The organism is Cellulomonas olei (genome assembly GCF_039548315.1).
Classification (GTDB): Bacteria; Actinomycetota; Actinomycetes; order Actinomycetales; family Cellulomonadaceae; genus Cellulomonas.
Genome location: NZ_JBCLVN010000005.1, coordinates 150,414 through 166,991, shown reverse-complemented (window position 1 = coordinate 166,991; position 16,578 = coordinate 150,414). Strand labels below are relative to the sequence as shown.

At 74.7% G+C, this 16,578-nt stretch carries 13 protein-coding genes; 3 read left to right on the top strand and 10 right to left on the bottom strand.

The features are described from left to right. Nucleotides 1-99 precede the first annotated feature (99 nt). The 3 genes from AAHH18_RS03335 to AAHH18_RS03325 form a co-directional block, all read right to left on the bottom strand. On the bottom strand, nucleotides 100-1,095 hold the full coding sequence (locus AAHH18_RS03335; protein ID WP_343300567.1) for a pirin family protein: 996 nt from the start codon (nucleotides 1,093-1,095) through the stop codon (nucleotides 100-102). Nucleotides 1,096-1,162: 67 nt separating this feature from the next. Beyond that, the gene (locus AAHH18_RS03330; RefSeq protein WP_343300566.1) at nucleotides 1,163-1,723 is read right to left on the bottom strand and encodes a hypothetical protein; all 561 of its coding nucleotides are present in this window, start codon (nucleotides 1,721-1,723) and stop codon (nucleotides 1,163-1,165) included. Between the two features lie 10 nt (nucleotides 1,724-1,733). After that, nucleotides 1,734-2,882 (bottom strand): zinc-dependent alcohol dehydrogenase, encoded by a 1,149-nt coding sequence (locus tag AAHH18_RS03325; protein WP_343300565.1) that lies wholly within the window; start codon nucleotides 2,880-2,882, stop codon nucleotides 1,734-1,736. A 76-nt stretch (nucleotides 2,883-2,958) separates the two neighbouring features. Between AAHH18_RS03325 and AAHH18_RS03320 the strand changes: the two genes are divergently transcribed. The 3 genes from AAHH18_RS03320 (at nucleotide 2,959) to AAHH18_RS03310 (ending at nucleotide 5,847) form a co-directional block, all read left to right on the top strand. Next, nucleotides 2,959-4,173, top strand: a complete 1,215-nt coding sequence (locus AAHH18_RS03320; protein WP_343300564.1) for a sensor histidine kinase — start codon at nucleotides 2,959-2,961, stop codon at nucleotides 4,171-4,173. After that, nucleotides 4,170-4,835 carry a response regulator transcription factor gene (locus AAHH18_RS03315; RefSeq protein WP_343300563.1) on the top strand — a complete coding sequence of 222 codons (666 nt, stop codon included), beginning with the start codon at nucleotides 4,170-4,172 and terminating at the stop codon, nucleotides 4,833-4,835. Before AAHH18_RS03320 ends, AAHH18_RS03315 begins: the two co-directional genes overlap by 4 nt. Nucleotides 4,836-4,926: 91 nt before the next feature. Beyond that, entirely contained in the window at nucleotides 4,927-5,847 is a 921-nt protein-coding gene (locus tag AAHH18_RS03310; protein ID WP_343300562.1) for a CPBP family intramembrane glutamic endopeptidase, read from the top strand. Here AAHH18_RS03310 and AAHH18_RS03305 read toward each other — a convergent pair. The 7 genes from AAHH18_RS03305 to AAHH18_RS03275 form a co-directional block, all read right to left on the bottom strand. Beyond that, nucleotides 5,813-6,190, bottom strand: coding sequence for a hypothetical protein (locus tag AAHH18_RS03305; protein WP_283321353.1), 378 nt, complete (start codon nucleotides 6,188-6,190; stop codon nucleotides 5,813-5,815). The genes AAHH18_RS03310 and AAHH18_RS03305 overlap by 35 nt on opposite strands. Before the next feature lie 144 nt (nucleotides 6,191-6,334). Next, nucleotides 6,335-10,846 carry a polysaccharide lyase family 8 super-sandwich domain-containing protein gene (locus AAHH18_RS03300; protein ID WP_343300561.1) on the bottom strand — a complete coding sequence of 1,504 codons (4,512 nt, stop codon included), beginning with the start codon at nucleotides 10,844-10,846 and terminating at the stop codon, nucleotides 6,335-6,337. A 125-nt stretch (nucleotides 10,847-10,971) separates the two neighbouring features. Beyond that, nucleotides 10,972-12,147 carry a mannose-6-phosphate isomerase, class I gene (gene manA / locus AAHH18_RS03295; protein WP_283321355.1) on the bottom strand — a complete coding sequence of 392 codons (1,176 nt, stop codon included), beginning with the start codon at nucleotides 12,145-12,147 and terminating at the stop codon, nucleotides 10,972-10,974. 13 nt (nucleotides 12,148-12,160) lie between these two features. Then, nucleotides 12,161-13,267, bottom strand: coding sequence for a glycoside hydrolase family 130 protein (locus AAHH18_RS03290; protein ID WP_459349073.1), 1,107 nt, complete (start codon nucleotides 13,265-13,267; stop codon nucleotides 12,161-12,163). Between the two features lie 122 nt (nucleotides 13,268-13,389). Then, complete coding sequence (locus AAHH18_RS03285; protein ID WP_459349072.1) at nucleotides 13,390-14,298, bottom strand: carbohydrate ABC transporter permease; 909 nt, start codon at nucleotides 14,296-14,298, stop codon at nucleotides 13,390-13,392. Then, a complete protein-coding gene (locus AAHH18_RS03280) occupies nucleotides 14,298-15,266 on the bottom strand; it encodes a carbohydrate ABC transporter permease (RefSeq protein WP_343300560.1) in 969 nt (322 codons plus the stop codon). Before AAHH18_RS03280 ends, AAHH18_RS03285 begins: the two co-directional genes overlap by 1 nt. 16 nt (nucleotides 15,267-15,282) lie before the next feature. Next, on the bottom strand, nucleotides 15,283-16,575 hold the full coding sequence (locus tag AAHH18_RS03275) for an ABC transporter substrate-binding protein (RefSeq protein ID WP_343300559.1): 1,293 nt from the start codon (nucleotides 16,573-16,575) through the stop codon (nucleotides 15,283-15,285). Between the last annotated feature and the right edge of the window lie 3 nt (nucleotides 16,576-16,578).

Below are 16,578 nucleotides of genomic sequence, written 5' to 3'. Positions count from 1 at the left end.
GCCCCCCGCGTCGTCACGCTGTCGCGATCGGCCAGCATGTCGCGCCCGGGACCACCTAGTCGGCGCCAGCCACCACCTACGCAGCCGCTCGTCCGGCGGTCAGCTGCGCGGCTTGAGGCGCAGCTCGGGGATGGGCGGCGCCGGCAGCGGCGGGTGGGGATGTCCCTCGACACGGCCGAACCGCGACGGGCCCGGGGCGGTGCCGGCGACCTCCGCCTGCCACCGTCCGCGGGCGGCGAGGACCTCGTCGTGGTCCCGGCCGATGAAGTTCCACCACATGACGATCCGCTCGCCCAGCGGCCGCCCGCCGATCAGCAGCACCCGGACGTCCTCGTCGCCCGCGCGCAGCGTCAGCGTGCGGGCGCCCGGCGCGCGGTAGAGCAGGTGGTGGAGCGGGGCCGCCACCCCGTCCACCTCGACGGTGCCGGTGTCGACCAGCACGCCGTGCTCGAAGAGGGGGTCGACCTCGAACGTGTGCGCCTCGCCGGCGCGCAGGCGCACCTCCGCCCCGAGCAGCGGGGCGAACGTCGGCACCGGGGACGTCGACCCGGCGAGCGAGCCGAGGAACACCTGCACCCGGCCGCCGGGCAGCGGCACGACCGGCGGCACGTGGTGGTCGAACGCCGGCGGGACGTCCCGGTGGGCCTCCGGGAGCACCGTCCAGAGCTGCACCCCGTGCAGCACGGTGGTGGCGTCCGTCGAGTCCTCGGAGTGGCTGATGCCGTGCCCGGCGGTCATGAGGTTGACCTCCCCGGGCCGGACCAGGCAGTGCGTGCCGAGGCTGTCGCGGTGCTCGATCTCCCCGGAGAACAGCCACGACACCGTCTGCAGCCCGGTGTGCGGGTGGGGCGGCACGCGCATCCCCCCGGTCGCCGCCACGTCGTCGGGCCCGTAGTGGTCGAGGAAGCACCAGGCGCCGACGAACGACCGCGCCCGCTGCGGCAGCGTGCGCCGCACGGTCATCGCGCGGATGCCGCCGAGCGGCACGTCGCGCGGCTCCAGCAGCTCCGTCCCCGCGGGCAGGCCGGCGCCGGCGGCGGGCTCGGCGACCGGCGTGCACACGCGCTCCGTCGCGACGGCCTCGAGGTTCGTCATGTCGCTCCCGGTGGTCGCGTGGCGGGGGCGACCAGGGTACGCCGGGAGGGCCCTGGCCCGGCGCCCCTCAGCGCCGCCGCACGAGCCCCCGCACCACGGCGACGGCGACGACCCCGCCGGCGATCCACGGGCCCGCGACGAGCAGCGGGTCGAGCACCTGGTGGCGCACGTCGACCCGCCCGCGGCGGGAGGCGACCGGGTGGTGCCGCAGCTCGGACAGCACGCCCGTCTCCGTGACCGGGTCGTCCGGCCGGGTGGACGCCAGCGACCGCAGGTGCGCGGTGGTCGACTCGACCCGGTCGGCGGCGATCAGGAGCAGCCAGTGCGCCGCGCGGCCCTCGCTGAACCGCTCGTACGCGTACCGGCGGACGGCCCCCGCCGGGCCGTGCAGCGGCTGCGCGGTGCCGAAGACCGGCGTGAGCCTCTCGTGCTCGATCGAGCGCTCCCGGGGGGACGTCTCGGGCTGCTGCTCGGGCAGGTCCCAGTGGGCGCCCGTCTCCAGGTCCGTCCGCTCCCGCGGGGAGGAGGGGCGGTCGGCGGGGTCGAGGTCGGCGCCCCAGCCGGGGATGCGGGCGCGGAGCTGCTCGGGGGTCTCCGGCAGCGGCGGCTTCTCGGCGCGGTACGGCATGGTCTGCCCCTCAGTCCTCGTCCGGGATGATGACCGGCTTGATGATCCCGTCGAGCTTCGACGACATCAGGTGGTACCCCTCGGCGATGTGCTCCAGGGGGATGCGGTGCGTGATGACGTCCGACGGCTTCAGGTAGCCGTTGCGGATGTGCTCGAGCAGGCGGGGCCACTGCCGTGCGACCGGCGCCTGGTTCATCCGCAGCGTCAGGCCCTTGTTCATCGCGTCGCCGAACTTCACCGCGGAGAAGATCGGGCCGTACGCCCCCATGACGGACACGGTCCCGCCCTTGCGGACGCCGTCGATCGCCCAGTTCAGCGCGACCGGGGACCCGCCCTGCAGCTTCAGCTTGGCGGCGGTGACGTGCTGGACCAGGTTGCCGTCCGCCTCGGCACCGACGGCCTCGATCACCCGGTCGAACCCCAGGCCGTCGGTGGCCCTCTTCATCTCGACCACGATGTCGTCGTGGTGGGTGTAGTTGCGCGTCTCGGCGTACGCGAACTCCTCCGCCTTGCGCAGCCGGTAGTCGAGCTGGTCGACCACGACGACCCGCCCCGCGCCCATGAGCCACGCGGACCGGGCGGCGAACAGGCCCACCGGGCCGGCGCCGAGCACCGCGACCGTGTCGCCCTCGGCGATGTCCGCGAGCTGCGCGCCGAAGTACCCGGTGGACAGCGCGTCGGTCATCAGGAGCGCGTCCTCGTCGTCCAGCCAGTCCGGGATCACCCGCGGTCCGACGTCCGCGAACGGCACCCGCACGTACTGCGCCTGGCCCCCGTCGTAGCCGCCGGTGGTGTGCGAGTACCCGTAGATCCCGCCGACGGCGGTCGCGTTCGGGTTCACGTTGTGGCAGTTCGAGTACAGGCCCCGCGCGCAGAAGAAGCACGTCCCGCAGAAGATGTTGAACGGCACCATCACGCGGTCCCCGACCTGCAGGTTCCGCACGGACGCGCCGACCTGCTCGACCACCCCGATGAACTCGTGCCCGAACGTGTGCCCGATCCGGGTGTCGGGCATCATCCCGTGGTAGAGGTGCAGGTCGGAGCCGCAGATCGCCGCCCGTACCACCTTCACCACCGCGTCGTTCGGGTGCTCGATCCCCGGGACGTCCTTCTCCTCCACGCGGACCTTGTACGGCCCTCGGTACACCATGGCTCGCATGGGCGGGCCCCCTCCCGATCGGTCCCCCCAGGGTGCGGAGCGTTCGGCCGGACCGCATCTCGGGGAGAATGGCGCGATGCAGATCCCGGGGGCGCAGGACGAGTCCGCGTGGCGGCTGTGCGTCCTGCTGTCGGCCACCGTGCTCCCGCCCGCGACGGCGGCGCTCCTCGTGGTCATGGCGGCCGGCGGGGCGGCCGCGACCCACCTCGTGGCCGTCGGCGCCGCAGCCGTGGGGCTGCACGTCGCCGCCTGGTGGGCTGCGCTCCGGCCGGTCGCGTCGTTCACGACCGCGGCGGCTGCCATGGCCCTGCTGGCGGTCGTGCCGGTGCCCGGCTGGTCGACCGGGGTGCTCACCCCGTCGTCCCTGTGCTTCCTGCTCGTGCTGTGGCGGCTGGTCGCGGCGGGCCCCGGACGGTGGGCGGGGCCGGCCCTGGGCGTCGCGGTCGCCGGAGTGGCGCTCGCGGAGGCCGCGTCCGTGCTGCGCGAGCCGACCGGGGCGGCGCTGCCGGTGTGGATGCCGCTGCTGGAGACGGCACTGCTCCTCGCCGCCGTGGTCGCGGTGTGGGGGTTCGCGCGTGCCGTGCGGGCGCAGCGCCGTCGCGCGGCGGACCGGGCGGCCGAGCGTCTCGCGCTCGCCCGGCGCACCGAGCGCGCCGAGATCCGCCGGGACCTGCACGACGTCATCGCCCACTCGCTCACGCTGGTCGTCGCCCAGGCGGAGGCGGCGCGGGTCGGGACGCGCGAGCCGGCGACCGCGCAGGCGCTCGCCCAGCTCGCGGACACGGCCCGCGCCGCGCTGCTGGGCCTGCGCGGGATGCTGCGGGTGCTCGACGCGGCTCCCAGCGCCGCAGGGGACGTCGTGCCGTCCCTCGACGGGCTGCCGGCGCTGGTCGCGGCGGCGGCGACGCCGCTGCACCGCGTGACGCTGACCGAGCGGGGCGACCGGCGCGTGATGCCGGCCGACGCCGAGTCGGCGGCCGTCCGGCTGGTCCAGGAGGGGATCACCAACGCGCTGCGGCACGTCGAGCCCCCGGTCGACATCGCGGTGGACGTGGACTGGCGGACCGACGACGGCGGTGACGGCGGCGGGAGTGACGTGGTCCGCGTGACGGTGCGGGACGACGGCGGCGCAGGTCCACGCCCGGCGGGCCACCCGGAGCCCGCCGCGGGGAGCGGCTCCGGGCTCGCGGGCGCGGCGCGGCGGATCGAGGCCGCGGGCGGCGAGCTGGCGGTGGAGCGCGGCCGGGGCTGGACGCTCTCCGCCCGCCTGCCCACGGTGGGCGCGACGTGACGCCGCCGGTGCGGGTGCTGCTCGCCGACGACCAGGCCCTGCTGCGCGAGTCGCTCGCCACCGTGCTGGCCGCCGACGGGCGCATCGAGGTGGTGGGGGCCGTGGCCGACGGGCGCGCCGCGGTGGCCGCCGTGCAGGAGCGCGCGGTCGACGTGGTGCTCATGGACATCCGCATGCCCGTCCTGGACGGCATCGCCGCCACCGAGCAGGTCGTGCGGCTCAGCCCGCGCACCCGCGTGCTGGCGCTGACGACGTTCGACGTCGACGAGCTGGTCCTGGCCGCGCTGCGCGCCGGAGCCAGCGGGTACCTGACGAAGGACGCCCGCCCCGGGGCGCTGGTCGACGCGATCTGCGACGTGGCCGCCGGGAGCTCCGCGTTGGCCCCCGCCGCGGCGGCGTCGCTGGTGGAGCACCTGCGGCGCGTGCCGGTGCCCCGGCCCCAGGCGGTCGCGCGGCTGTCGCCACGGGAGCGGGAGGTGTTCGACCTGATCGTCGCGGGACGGTCGAACGGCGAGATCGTGGCGCAGCTGCACCTCACGCAGAACACGGTGAAGTCGCACGTGCGGGCCGTCCTGACCAAGCTCGACCTGCGCGACCGGGTGCACGTCGTGATCTACGCGTACGACAACGGCCTGGCCGGTCCCCCTCACCCCGCGGGGTGAGGCCCGCCCGCCCGCCGGGGTGATGTGGCGGCGGCTCCCCCGCTGCGAGGGTCGACGGCGAGGGCCACCGTGGCCCGGCGAGGAGACCAGCATGACGTCCACCGGAAGCGCCACACCCGGCCGCGCCGCCCGCAGCGGGACCGAGGAGCACGCGTCCGACGACCGGGACCCGCGCCGCGTCCTCGCCTGGTTCACCGGGACGCTCGCACTCATCACGGCGCTCGTGCTCGTGCCGCTGTTCGTCGGCGGCGCGGACGCCGACACCTTCAACGCCGTCGTCCCGGGTCTGTCCTGGGCCCCGGCCCTGTCGGCGTTCGTGGCGCACCTCGGCAGCGGGCGCCGCACCCCCTTCCTGACGTGGACGGCGCTCCGTCCGCTGCGGACCGGCCGGGTGCTGCGGACCGGCGCGCTGGTGCTCGCCGTGTTCGTCGCCGTCCCGTCGGCGACCACCCTGCTGTCCGTCGTGCTGGGCGTGGTCGACTGGCGACCGGCCCCGGACGCCGCCGGTCTGCTGCCGCTGGTGCTGCCGCTCGCCGTGCTGGGCATGCTGACGGTCACCGGTGAGGAGATCGGGTGGCGCGGCGCCCTGCACACCACCCTCGCGCGGTACGGGCTGGTGCGCGCGACCGTGGGCATCGGCGGCCTGTGGACGCTGTGGCACCTGCCGCTGCTGGTCGCCTACCACCAGGGCGGGGCGATGGCCGGACGCGAGGTGGTCGCGACGACGGTCAACCTGCTGGTCGCCGCTCTCGTCCTCGGTGCGGCGCGGGCGCTGTCCGCCTCGGTCTGGCCGGCGGCGTGGGCGCACGCGCTGCTGAACACCACGCTCGTGTACGCCTCGTCGAACCTCGTCACGCCGGCCGCCGAGCTGTCCGACCCGGCGTTCTGGATGCTCCAGGTGGTGACGTGGGCCGTCCTCGGCGCCGCGGGGGTGCTCCTGCTGCGGGCTGCGCGGCGCGGCGGGGCAGGCGTCGGCGTCAGCCGCCGACCAGGCGCTCCTGCGGCACGCTGAGCCGCACGACGTCGCCCTCCACGGCCGCCACCTCGTCGCCCGCGGCGTACCGCGACCCGCCGAGAAGCCCGCCGCGGACGCGGACGTAGCCGAGCCGCAGCAGCCGGTCCCGCTCCCCCTCCGGCAGGTCGGAGTCCCGGCCGACGGCGTCGACCACCGCGCCCACCAGGCCGCCGACCCCTCCGGACCCGGTCGCGCGCTGGCCGTCCGCGGTCGCCGCGGCCGGGTCGCCGAGCGACACCTCCGCGACGGTCCCGACGTCCTCGCCGGCCGCGTCGAGGACCGTCATGCCCTCGCGCACGCCCGCGATGGGGCCCTGCTCGTCGTTGATCGGCACCGTCATCGTCACGTCCCCTTCCGTGGCGGGCCGATGGGGCCCCGTCGCCCCACCGGCGCCTCCACCCTCCGTCGGGCGGGTGGGCGCGGCAACCGGAGGTGCGCCCGGGGACGGTGCGGGCCCGGTCGGCAGCCGCACCGTCCCCGGGTCCTAGGCCCGCCGCCGGCGCGCCCGGACCGCGAGCGCCGTGCCGAGGGCGAGCAGCGCGAGCGCCACCGCGAGCGGCAGCACCACGTCCGCACCGGTGACGGCGAGCGGCCCGCCGCCGGTGACCACCGTGAGCGGCGTCTCCGCGAGGACCCGTCCCGTCTCGTCCCGCACCTGCAGGTGGTGCGCACCCGCCGGCAGGTCCGTCGGGACGGTCACCACGACGCTCGCGGCGCCGTCGACCAGGGCGGTGACCGTGAGGCGCCGGTACGTGGACGCGACGCCGATCTCGGCCTGGTCGCCGGGGACGTGCGCCAGGGTGACCGTCACGCGGTCCCCGGGACGCACCGTGGCGGCCGAGACCGTCACCGCCGGCGCGGGCTGCTCGCCCGGCCCCGGCTCCTCGCCCGGCCCCGGTTCCTCGCCCGGTCCGGGGCTCTCCCCCGGCCCCGGCTCCACGGCCGCGACCTCCACGGCGACCACGCGGGAGACGTTCCCGGCCCCGTCGGTCGCCCGCGCCTGGACGGTGACGGCGTCCGTGCCGGGCACGGTCACCGGCCCCGTGTACGCCGTCCACGCGCCGGAGGTGCCCCGCCGGTGCTCGACCGAGGCCACGCCGGACCCGCCCTCGTCGGACGCCGTCACGGTCACCACCCGGCCGTCCGCCGCGATGCTGACCTCGGGCGCCGTCGTGTCGGCCGGCGGGAGCTCCACCAGGCCCGTGAGGGCCGTGCCCAGCGCCGCGGCGGCCGCGTCGACGTCCTCCTGCGTCGTGCCGTCGGTCGCGAGCAGCGCCTTGGCGTGCTCGAGCGCGGGGAGCAGCGGCGCCCAGCTCTCCGCGGTGTACTGCCGGCTGTCCAGCGCGTCCGCCCGGGCGACCAGGTCCTCGAGCTCCCCGGTGGCGACGGCGATGCTCACCGCGCACCACACCAGCTCGTCGCCCTTGGCGTGGGTGAGCAGCACCCCCGTGCTGCCCGAGCCGCCGGTGGCGAGGTCCACCTCGATGCGGCCGTCCGCGTCGACCCGCGGCGTGCCCACGACCGACGCGACGGTGCCGTCGAGCGATGCGGCGGACACGACGTCGTCGGCCTCGGCCGGCGTGATCGACGCGCCCAGGACGGCCGTGGAGTCGCGGCCGGCACCCACCGCGGGCGCCGTGCACCCGAGCTTGTAGCCGCCGTAGACCTCCAGCTCGAACAGGGACAGGCCGTACTTGGTGACGGGCAGTCCGATCACCCGCAGGTACCGGACCTCCGCGTCCGGGAAGTCCACGACGTTGCGCAGCTCGGCGGAGGTCTTCTGGACCCGGGCGAGCTCGTGCCACTCCTGCCCGTCGTCGGAGCCCTCCACGCGGAAGTCGTCCGACGTGGCCGACTCCCACGTCAGCACCACCTGGTTGACGGTGCGCGACGACTCCAGGTCCACCTGCAGCCAGCGCTCGGTGGTGTACGGCGCGTTCTGGCGGAGCGACGCCCACCGGGTGGTGGCGTTGCCGTCCGTCGCGTTGCCCGGCGCGAGCTGCGCGCTGTACTGCGAGTCCGCGGTCGTCGGCCGCCCGAGCGCGACGTTCTCCCGCCCCGCCACCACCGGCGGGGCCTCGGCGATCGCGGAGTCCGGGAACACCTCCAGCTCCCACAGCGAGACGCCGTACTGGGTCGTGCTGCGCTGCACGGTCTGCATCCGCACGTAGCGCGCCTGCTCGTCCAGCCCGACCACGTCCACGCCGCCGTCGCCGCCCTCCGCCGGGGTGGCGTACGCGTCGCGCCACGCGGACCCGTCGTCGGAGACCTGGATCCGGTACTGCCGGGCGTACGACGCCTCCCACCACAGCCGGACGGTGCCGACCGGCTGGACGGACCCCAGGTCGACCTGGGCCCACGCGCCGTCGGACAGGTTGCCGCTCCACCGCGTCGTCGTGCTGCCGTCGGTGATGTTCCCCGCCGCGCCGCTCGACGTCCCGGACGCCGAGACCCCGCGACCGAGCGCGAGGTTCACGCTCGCGTCCACCGCGAGCTCCCGCACCTCGTAGCCGTCGCCCGGCCCGTCCAGGAGCAGCAGCCGGACCGCGGTCGCGGCCGTCGGCTCGATCGCGATCCGCGTGGTGCCGCCGGTGCCGTCCTGGGTGAGCGCGTGGTCGGTCCAGGTCACGCCGTCGGCGGTCGTCTGGAGCAGGAACCGGCCGGCGGGGGCGTCGCCCCAGGTCACCGTGACGCCGGTGACGAACGAGCCGTGCTCCAGCTGCCGGGCGAGCCACGCGGTGCCGTCGCCCTGCGACCGCCACGACGTGCCCTCGTCCCCGTCGCCGGCGAGCGCCGCCGCGTGCCCCGCCTGCGCGCTGCTGGCCGTGTACGGCGACGCCGCGTCGTCCCCGGCGGTCAGCGCGGCGGTCACCGTGCGGCCCAGGTCCGCGCCCGAGCCGAGCCCGAACGTGCCGTGCGCGGACGCGTCCGGGCCGGTGAGGCCCACCCGGACGACCAGGCCGGGCCGGCTCGGGTTCGCCACGCTGACGACGGGCACGTCCCCGGACTCGTCGAGGATCACGAGGGCCGGCTGGTCCACGGTGAGCGCGCGGCCGTCCCCGAGGTCGAGCGTCCCCGGCTCGTAGAACGTCGCCATGGTGCGGTGCAGCCCGGGGTGGCGCACGGCCTGGACGGCGCCGTCGTTGCGCAGCACCTCCACCGCGGGGTCGGCGGCGTACGCCTCGACCTCCGCGGGCTCCGCGGCGGGCAGCACGACGTACTCGTAGCCGGCGTCGGTGGGCCGGACCCCGTGGTCGACGTACAGCGTGAACGCGTCACGGCTCACCGGGTCCTCGCCGATCCAGCTCCCCGTCTGGGTCTTGTCCGACACCTGCACCCGGGACCCGGCGGGGAAGACGTACCCGACCTCGTCGTTGTACGCCCACGTCGGGCCCTCCACCGTGGCGCCGTCCGTCCCGGGAGCCACCGGCACGCCGCCGACCGAGGCGTTCGGCTTCGCGACGGCCTGGTTGACCGTGGTGTGCACCGGGGCGTCCGAGGTGGACGCGATGCCGGTGCCGAGCGCCACCATCTCGTCGTCGAACGTGAAGTAGCTCTTCTTGCCGGTCGTCGCGGCGCGGTCCAGCGTGTAGACGCTCGCGCCGTAGGTGCCGTCCGAGACGCCGCCGGTGAAGCTGCCGCCGTTGCCGGTCGAGCCGCGCGTCTGCTCCTTGACGTAGGGCGCCGTCACCCCGGGGTAGTGGAACCAGTCGAACGTCGGGCCGAGGTCGAGGTACTCGCGGTTGTTCACCTGGATCGCGGTGGCGCCGGCCGAGTTCCACACGATCTCGTTGCCGACCGACGGCCGGAACGTGGACCGGTACTCGCTGCCGACCGTGCGGCTGGAGTTCAGCCGCGTGAAGATGCCGTAGTCCTCGCGCAGGTGGGACGCGAACTCGGAGCGCCAGAAGTACCTGTCGCCCGTCACGCCGTTGGTGCGGGTCTCGCCGCGGATGCCGTCGAGGACCGCCCGGTACGCGGTGGAGTACAGCGGGTCGGTCCGCACCATGCGGGTGAGCGGCTCGATGAACTCCGACGCGTGGCTCGTGATCCCGTCGACCGTCTTGGGCTGCCGGTAGTTGAGGTAGAGCATCCCGATCTCGCCGCGGATCATCCAGCGGGTGCCCGAGATGATGTAGAACGCGATCGTGTCGAGGTGCTCGCGGCTGAACGCCAGGCTCGTGCCGCGGGACACGTCCGCCCAGAGCGCCACGTTGGTGAACAGCACCATGCCGTAGCCCTCGCTGTAGAGCTGGGCGCCGTGGGCCCAGAAGCTGGCGTCCGGCTGCACGGCCTCCTGCACCGTCCCGGAGTCGTCCACGGCGACGGTCTGCACCATCGTGTCGAACCCGGCACGGATCTTGTCGAGGTCGTGGGTCGCGATCGCCTCGAACAGGTAGTTGGTGGTGCGCCAGGCGCCGTTCGCGCCGACCGGGTCGAGCTTGCCGGTGTTGTGCTCCAGCGCGACGGCCATCGCGTCCTCGCTCAGCACGTCACCCAGGGAGATCGCGATCCGGCCCATGGCGATCGACTCGCCGATCTCGGTCTCCCACCAGTTGGTGTTCCCCGGGTCGGCGACGTCCCAGTAGGCGAGCGCCCGCTCGACCGCGGTCACGAGCGCGGGGTCCTCGAACCCCTCCGCGTCGGGGTCGCGGTACGCGTGGGTCATCGCGAGCATCCGGTAGAGCGCGGTGTACGCGGACCACACGGACCCGTTGGCGGAGCTGGTGCGGTCCGCGTAGTCCACGTCCGCCCACGACCCGTCGGCCCGCTGGGTGGCGGCGTACTCGAGCGCCTCGGACGTCCGCGCCAGGTAGATGCCGTTCGCGATGATGATCTCGTCGCCCTGCCCGAGGTAGTACTCCTCGAGGCGGGAGACGATCGTGTCCAGGTCCTCGGCGGGGTCGGCCGCAGCCGCGCGCGGTCCCGCCGCGAGTCCGCCGCCGCCCAGCACGAGGGCGACGGCGAGGGCGATCACTGCTCTGAGGTGTCTCACGTCCAGCTCCTTCGCTGATGTGGCTCGAGACGCACCGGTCAGGGGGCCCGGTGCGGGTGCTGCAGTGGTGCGGTGGTGCGGTGGCCGGGGGTGCTGCGCTCGGGGGCGGGCGCGGGGCGCGCCGGTCAGGCGGCGGCGACCACCGCCGTCCCGTCGCCCGAGACGGTCAGGGGCCCGTCGACGTCGGGCACGAGCACGGCGTCGCCGGGACGGAGCCCCCGGACGTCGCCCGCCTCGACGCGGACCTCGCCCGCGGTGCACACGACCACGCGCGGCCCGTCGTCCGGCCCTGGGACGACGGACCCCGCGCGCGGCGTGAGGACGCTGAGCGCGAAGTCCGGGACGGGCGGGACGTAGTCCACCGCGCCGGGCGCGACCCGCACCGGGCGCAGGAACCCGGTGAGCCGGGGGGTGAAGTCCGTGACGGCGAGCAGCTCGTCGACGTCGACGTGCTTGGTGGTGAGCCCGGCGCGCAGCACGTTGTCCGACGCCGCCATCACCTCCACCGCCATCCCGCTCAGGTAGGCGTGCAGGGTGCCCGCGCCGGTGTAGAGCGCCTGCCCGGGCTCGAGCCGCGCGAAGTTGAGCAGCAGCGGGGCGACCAGGGCCGGGTCCCCGGGGAACTGCCGCGCGAGGTCGCGCACGACCCGGACCTCCGGGCGCGTGCCGACGGCCTCCTCCGCGACGCGGGCGACCTCCTCCACCCAGGGGGCGGGCGTGGGGCCGCGCTGGTGGAGCAGCCAGGTCAGCGCCGCGCGGTGCCCCGCCGCCGGCGCGTCGTCGCGCAGCAGGCCGACCAGGGGCTCCAGGGCGGGGACCTCGAGCTCCGCGACCAGCTTCGCCGCCTGCTCGGGCTCGCGCAGCCCGCTGAGCAGCTCGAACGGCGTGAGCGCGTAGAGCACCTCGGGCTTGTGCGAGCGGTCGCGGTACGTCCGCTCCGGGGCGTCCCGGCCGACGCCCCGGCGCTCCTCCGCCGCGAACCCGGCCTCGGCCTGCGCGGCGGTCGGGTGCACCTGGACGGACAGCGCGTGGGCGGCCGCCAGGATCTTGGTGAGGAACGGCAGCCGCGGCCCCGCCGTCGCGAGCACCCGGCGCCCGAGCACCGCCTCGGGCTGCCCGGCGACGAGCACGTCGAGCGGCACCCGGCGCCCGGGGGCGGCCGCGACGGACGGGTCGTCCGGGTGGGCGCCGATCCACACCTCCGCGACCGGGCGCCCGTCCAGCGGACGCCCGAGGAGCTGCTGCACGAGCGACGTCGAGCCCCACGGGTAGCGCCGCACCGGGTTGTCGAGCAGGAACACGTCGGGCCCCCGGTCAGCTCTCGGCGCCGTCGGGGCTGCCGGCGCCGTCGGCGCGGACGAGCTCCGCGACGCCGATCCGCGAGTCCGCCATGCCGTAGAACACGAACCGGCGGGCGCCGACCTGCTCGACCGCAGTGGGGAACACCACGTTGCCGAGCGTGCCCTCGAGCTCGTCGTCGGTCTCGGGGACCAGCAGCGGCTCGGCCGTGCGGGCCAGCACGCGCCGCGGGTCGGCGGCGTCCAGCAGCATCGCGCCGGCGGTGTAGCGCGCGCCGTAGGCGAGCTCGAACCCCTTGACGTCGGCGCCGGTGACGCCGTGGTGCAGCACCAGCCAGCCCTCCGGCACCCGGATCGGCGCGGGACCGCCGCCGATCTTCGACTCCTCGTACGGCATCTCCGGCGCCGCGACCATCGACGCGTGGGTCACCGACGTCAGCGCGGACAGGTCGCGCCGGACGGCGTCGAGGTCGACGAAGCCGATCCACATCGACGGCCGGTCGTCCTCGATGCCGCGCGGGGCGGGCGCGCCCTCGCCCGGGCGCAGCCAGTCCAGGTCCCACATCGGCCGGTGCAGCAGCGCGAGCCAGGGGCGGCCGTCCGGGCCGGGCACGGCCTCGGGGAAGAACACGACGTCCTTGTTCGCGAACAGGTTGAGGTCCGTGCCGAGCTCGGGCTGGTACCCGAACCGCAGCGGGCCGAGCCGCCGCCACGCCACGGTGTCCTCGGAGACCGCGAGCGCGGGACGCGGCCCCAGCGGCCCGTACGCGACGTACGTCATCACGTGCAGGCCGAGCGGCTCCACGAACGTGATGCGCGGGTCCTCGACGCCGGCGTTCCGGGTGCCGTGCTCCCACTGCTCGTCCGGGGCCAGGACCACGCCCTGCCGCTCGACGCCGGTCGGCACCCCGTCGGTCACCACGACGCGGGCCCGGCCGATCCGGGAGACGTTGCCCTCCGCGACCATCCGGGGGAACAGGTACAGCTCGCCGTCCGGGCCCCGGGCGGTGCCGGGGTTGAGCACGCCCTCGACCTCGAGCGGGTTGCCCGGCTCGGGCTCCATGATCGTGCCGACGCGGCGCAGCGCGTAGGGGACCGTCTGGACGGATGCGGTCGGGTTCACCTGGGTCATGACCTTGCCTTGAGGTTGTGGGCGCACGCCGAGGACGGCGGTGGCCCTGGTGCGGGCGTGCAGACGTGCGGGCGGGACGTGCGGGCGGGACGTGCGGGCGGCGCCGGGCGGGCTCAGCCCTTGACGGCCGAGCCGAGGTTCGCGGACGTGAAGTGCCGCTGGAACAGCAGGAACAGGACGACGGCCGGGACCGCGAGCACGCACGCCCCCGCGAGGACCGCGCCCATCGGGTTGTCCTGGAACGTGGAGTTGGCCTGCGAGAAGTTCGCGAGGCTGACGGCGAGCGGCTGCATCGACGCGTCCTTCGTCACCAGGAACGGCCAGAGGAACTCGTTCCACGGCCCGATGAAGGTCACGAGCATCGCCGTGAGGATCGCGGGGCGGACCAGCGGGACGGCGATCGACGTCATGATGCGCAGCTCGCGGGCCCCGTCGATGCGGGCCGCGTCGAACACGTCTCGCGGGATCTGCAGGAAGTACTGCCGGAAGATCAGCACGGCCACCGAGTTGACCGCGAACGGCAGGATCATCCCGAGGTAGCTGTCCGCGAGGCCGAAGTACCGGACGACCATCACGTACAGCGGCACCATGAGCAGCTGGAACGGGATCGCCTGCACCAGCAGCACCAGGGCGAACACCAGCCCCTGGCCGCGGAACGACAGCACGGACAGGGCGTACCCGACCATGAGCCCGAGCACGAGGGTGCAGCCCACGACGCCGGCGGTCATGATCAGCGAGTTGAGCAGCGACTGCAGCAGGTCGATCGACCGGTTGACGCCGGCGAAGTTGTCGAGCGTCAGGTTGCCCGGCAGCGGCAGCATCCCCAGCAGGCTCGTGTCCCGCTCGTCCTGGAGCGCGCCGACGACCATCGAGTAGAACGGGACGAGCGCGAGGAACGCCCCGATCGCGAGCACGACGAACCGGCCGGCTGCCAGGACGCGGCGGCGCACGCGGTCCCGCCCGTCCGCGGCGGACCGCCCGGTGGTCGTGGCGGCCGTGGTGGGGGTCGTGGTGGTCGCCATCAGCCCTTCCTCTCCGTGAGCCGGCGGGAGACGAGCGAGACGACCATCACGGCGAGCACGAGGATCATGCCGATGGCCGCGGCGACGTCGGGCTGCCCCTGCTGGATGCCCTTCTGGTACATGAGCAGGGCGGGGGTCATGGACGCCCCGTTCGGACCGCCGCCGGTGAGCAGGTACGGCTCGGTGAAGATCTGCCCGGTCGTGATGATCGACAGCAGCACCACGAGCGAGGTCACCGGCCGGACGCCGGGCAGCGTGACGGACCGGAACCGCCGCCACGCCCCGGCGCCGTCCACCTCCGCGGCCTCGTGCAGCTCCCGCGGCACGTTCTGCAGCCCCGCGAGGTACAGCAGCACGTAGAACCCGAGGTTCTTCCAGGTCACGTACACCGCGATGAGCGGCATGATCAGGCCGGCGTTCGCGAGCCACGTCGGGTCCGGCGCGAGGCTGCCGAGCAGCCGGTTGACGACCCCGTTGCCGCTGAACAGGAAGATCCACGACGCGAGCGTCGCCACGGAGGCCGTGACGTACGGGACGTAGTACGCGACCCGGAAGAACCCCTTCCACCGCGTCGAGGCGTCCAGCGCGGTCGACAGCAGCAGGCCGAGGACGACCGTCAGCGGCACGTTGATGACGAGGAACGCGAGCAGGTTGCCGAACGCCTGGCGCACCGCCGGGTCGGCCAGCACCTGCCGGAAGTTGTCCAGGCCCACGAACGGGTGCGGCACCTGGACGCCGGGTGCGGTGAAGAAGAAGTCGTGCACCGACATCCAGACGCCGAACCCGAACGGCACCAGGAACACCACGACGACGAACGCCGTGTACGGGGCGCTGAGCAGGACCCCGAGCGGGTGCTCACCGAGCCAGCGCTGCAGGCGCCGGCCCCGGGCCGGGCGGCCCCGGCCCGGGTCACGGCTGCCCGTGGTCCGGGCCGGCGACCGCACGGCGTCGTCGCGGAGGGTGGTCATGTCCGATCCGCCGAGGTCAGCCGGACAGGCCGTCGACGGTCGTGGCGGCCTGGCCGAACACGCCGGGCAGGTCGCCGGAGCCGGACTGGACCGCCTCGCCCCACGCGTCGCGGAACACCTGCATCTTCTCCGCGAGGCCGTCGACGGTGGGCACGTCCACGGCGAGCGGCACGGCGGCCGCGAAGGACTGGAAGAACGGCTTCTCCGCCAGGAAGTCCGCGGCGAGCTCCGGCACGTCCGTGCGCGTCGGGAACTGGCCGGTGGTCTCGAGCAGCGCGAGGTCGTTCTCGTCGTCCGTCGCGAACTTGAGGAACTCCCACGCGGTCTGCTGGTTCTCGCAGGAGGAGTACAGGCCGACGTTCTTGGAGTCGGCGAACGTCGACGTCTGGTCCGCGGACGTGCCGTCGTGCGTCGGGATCGGCACCGTGCCGTACTCGACCTTGCCGTCGAACTGCCCGGCGCCCCACGGCCCGGCGATGCCCATGGCCGCGACGCCGTCCGCGAACGGACCGGCCCACATGTCGCCGCTGTACGCCTCGGCGGACGCGTAGCCCTCGGCGTACAGCGTCTGCCAGAGCTCGAGCGTCTCCAGGGCCTCGTCGCTCGCGAACGTCGCCTCGCCGTCCTCGATCAGCTGCGTCCCGCCCGAGTTGGCCAGGAAGAACGGGTAGAAGTCGAAGTTGACGTTCGTGTAGTCCGCGGTGGCCGGCGGGTAGATCGCGTAGTCCGCGGCACCCGAGTCCTTGATCGCCTTCGCGGCCGCCAGCAGGTCGTCGTACGTCTCGAGCTGCGGGTCCTCGGCGTCCAGGCCGGCGGCCTCGAACACCGTCTTGTTGTAGTAGAGCATGAACGGGTTCGTCTTCCAGGGGAGCTGGTAGAGGTCCCCGTCCGCACTGCGGAAGCCGTCGGCCGCCGCCCCGGACCGGCCGGTGATGTAGTCCTCGGCGTCGTCGAACGTCGTCGACAGGTCGACCAGGCCGCCCTGCTTCTGGAAGCCCGGGACCGCCGAGGGCGCGGTGTTGAACACCAGGCACGGCGTGTTGCCGGCGGTGATCGACGCCGAGATGACGTCCTCCGAGGAGCTGCCGGCGGGGATCGCCTGGGCGGTCACCTGCTCGTCGGGGTGGTCGGCGTTCCAGGCCTCGACGACCTGCTCGCCCCAGGCGATCTCCTGCTCGTTGGTGGAGTACCAGATGTCGATCGGCCCCGTGCCCGTCGCCGAGCCCGCCCCCTGGTCGTCGCCGTCGCCCGATCCGCACGCCGTCAGCGGGAGCACCACCACCGCTGCGGCCGCCGTCAGCACTGCCATTCG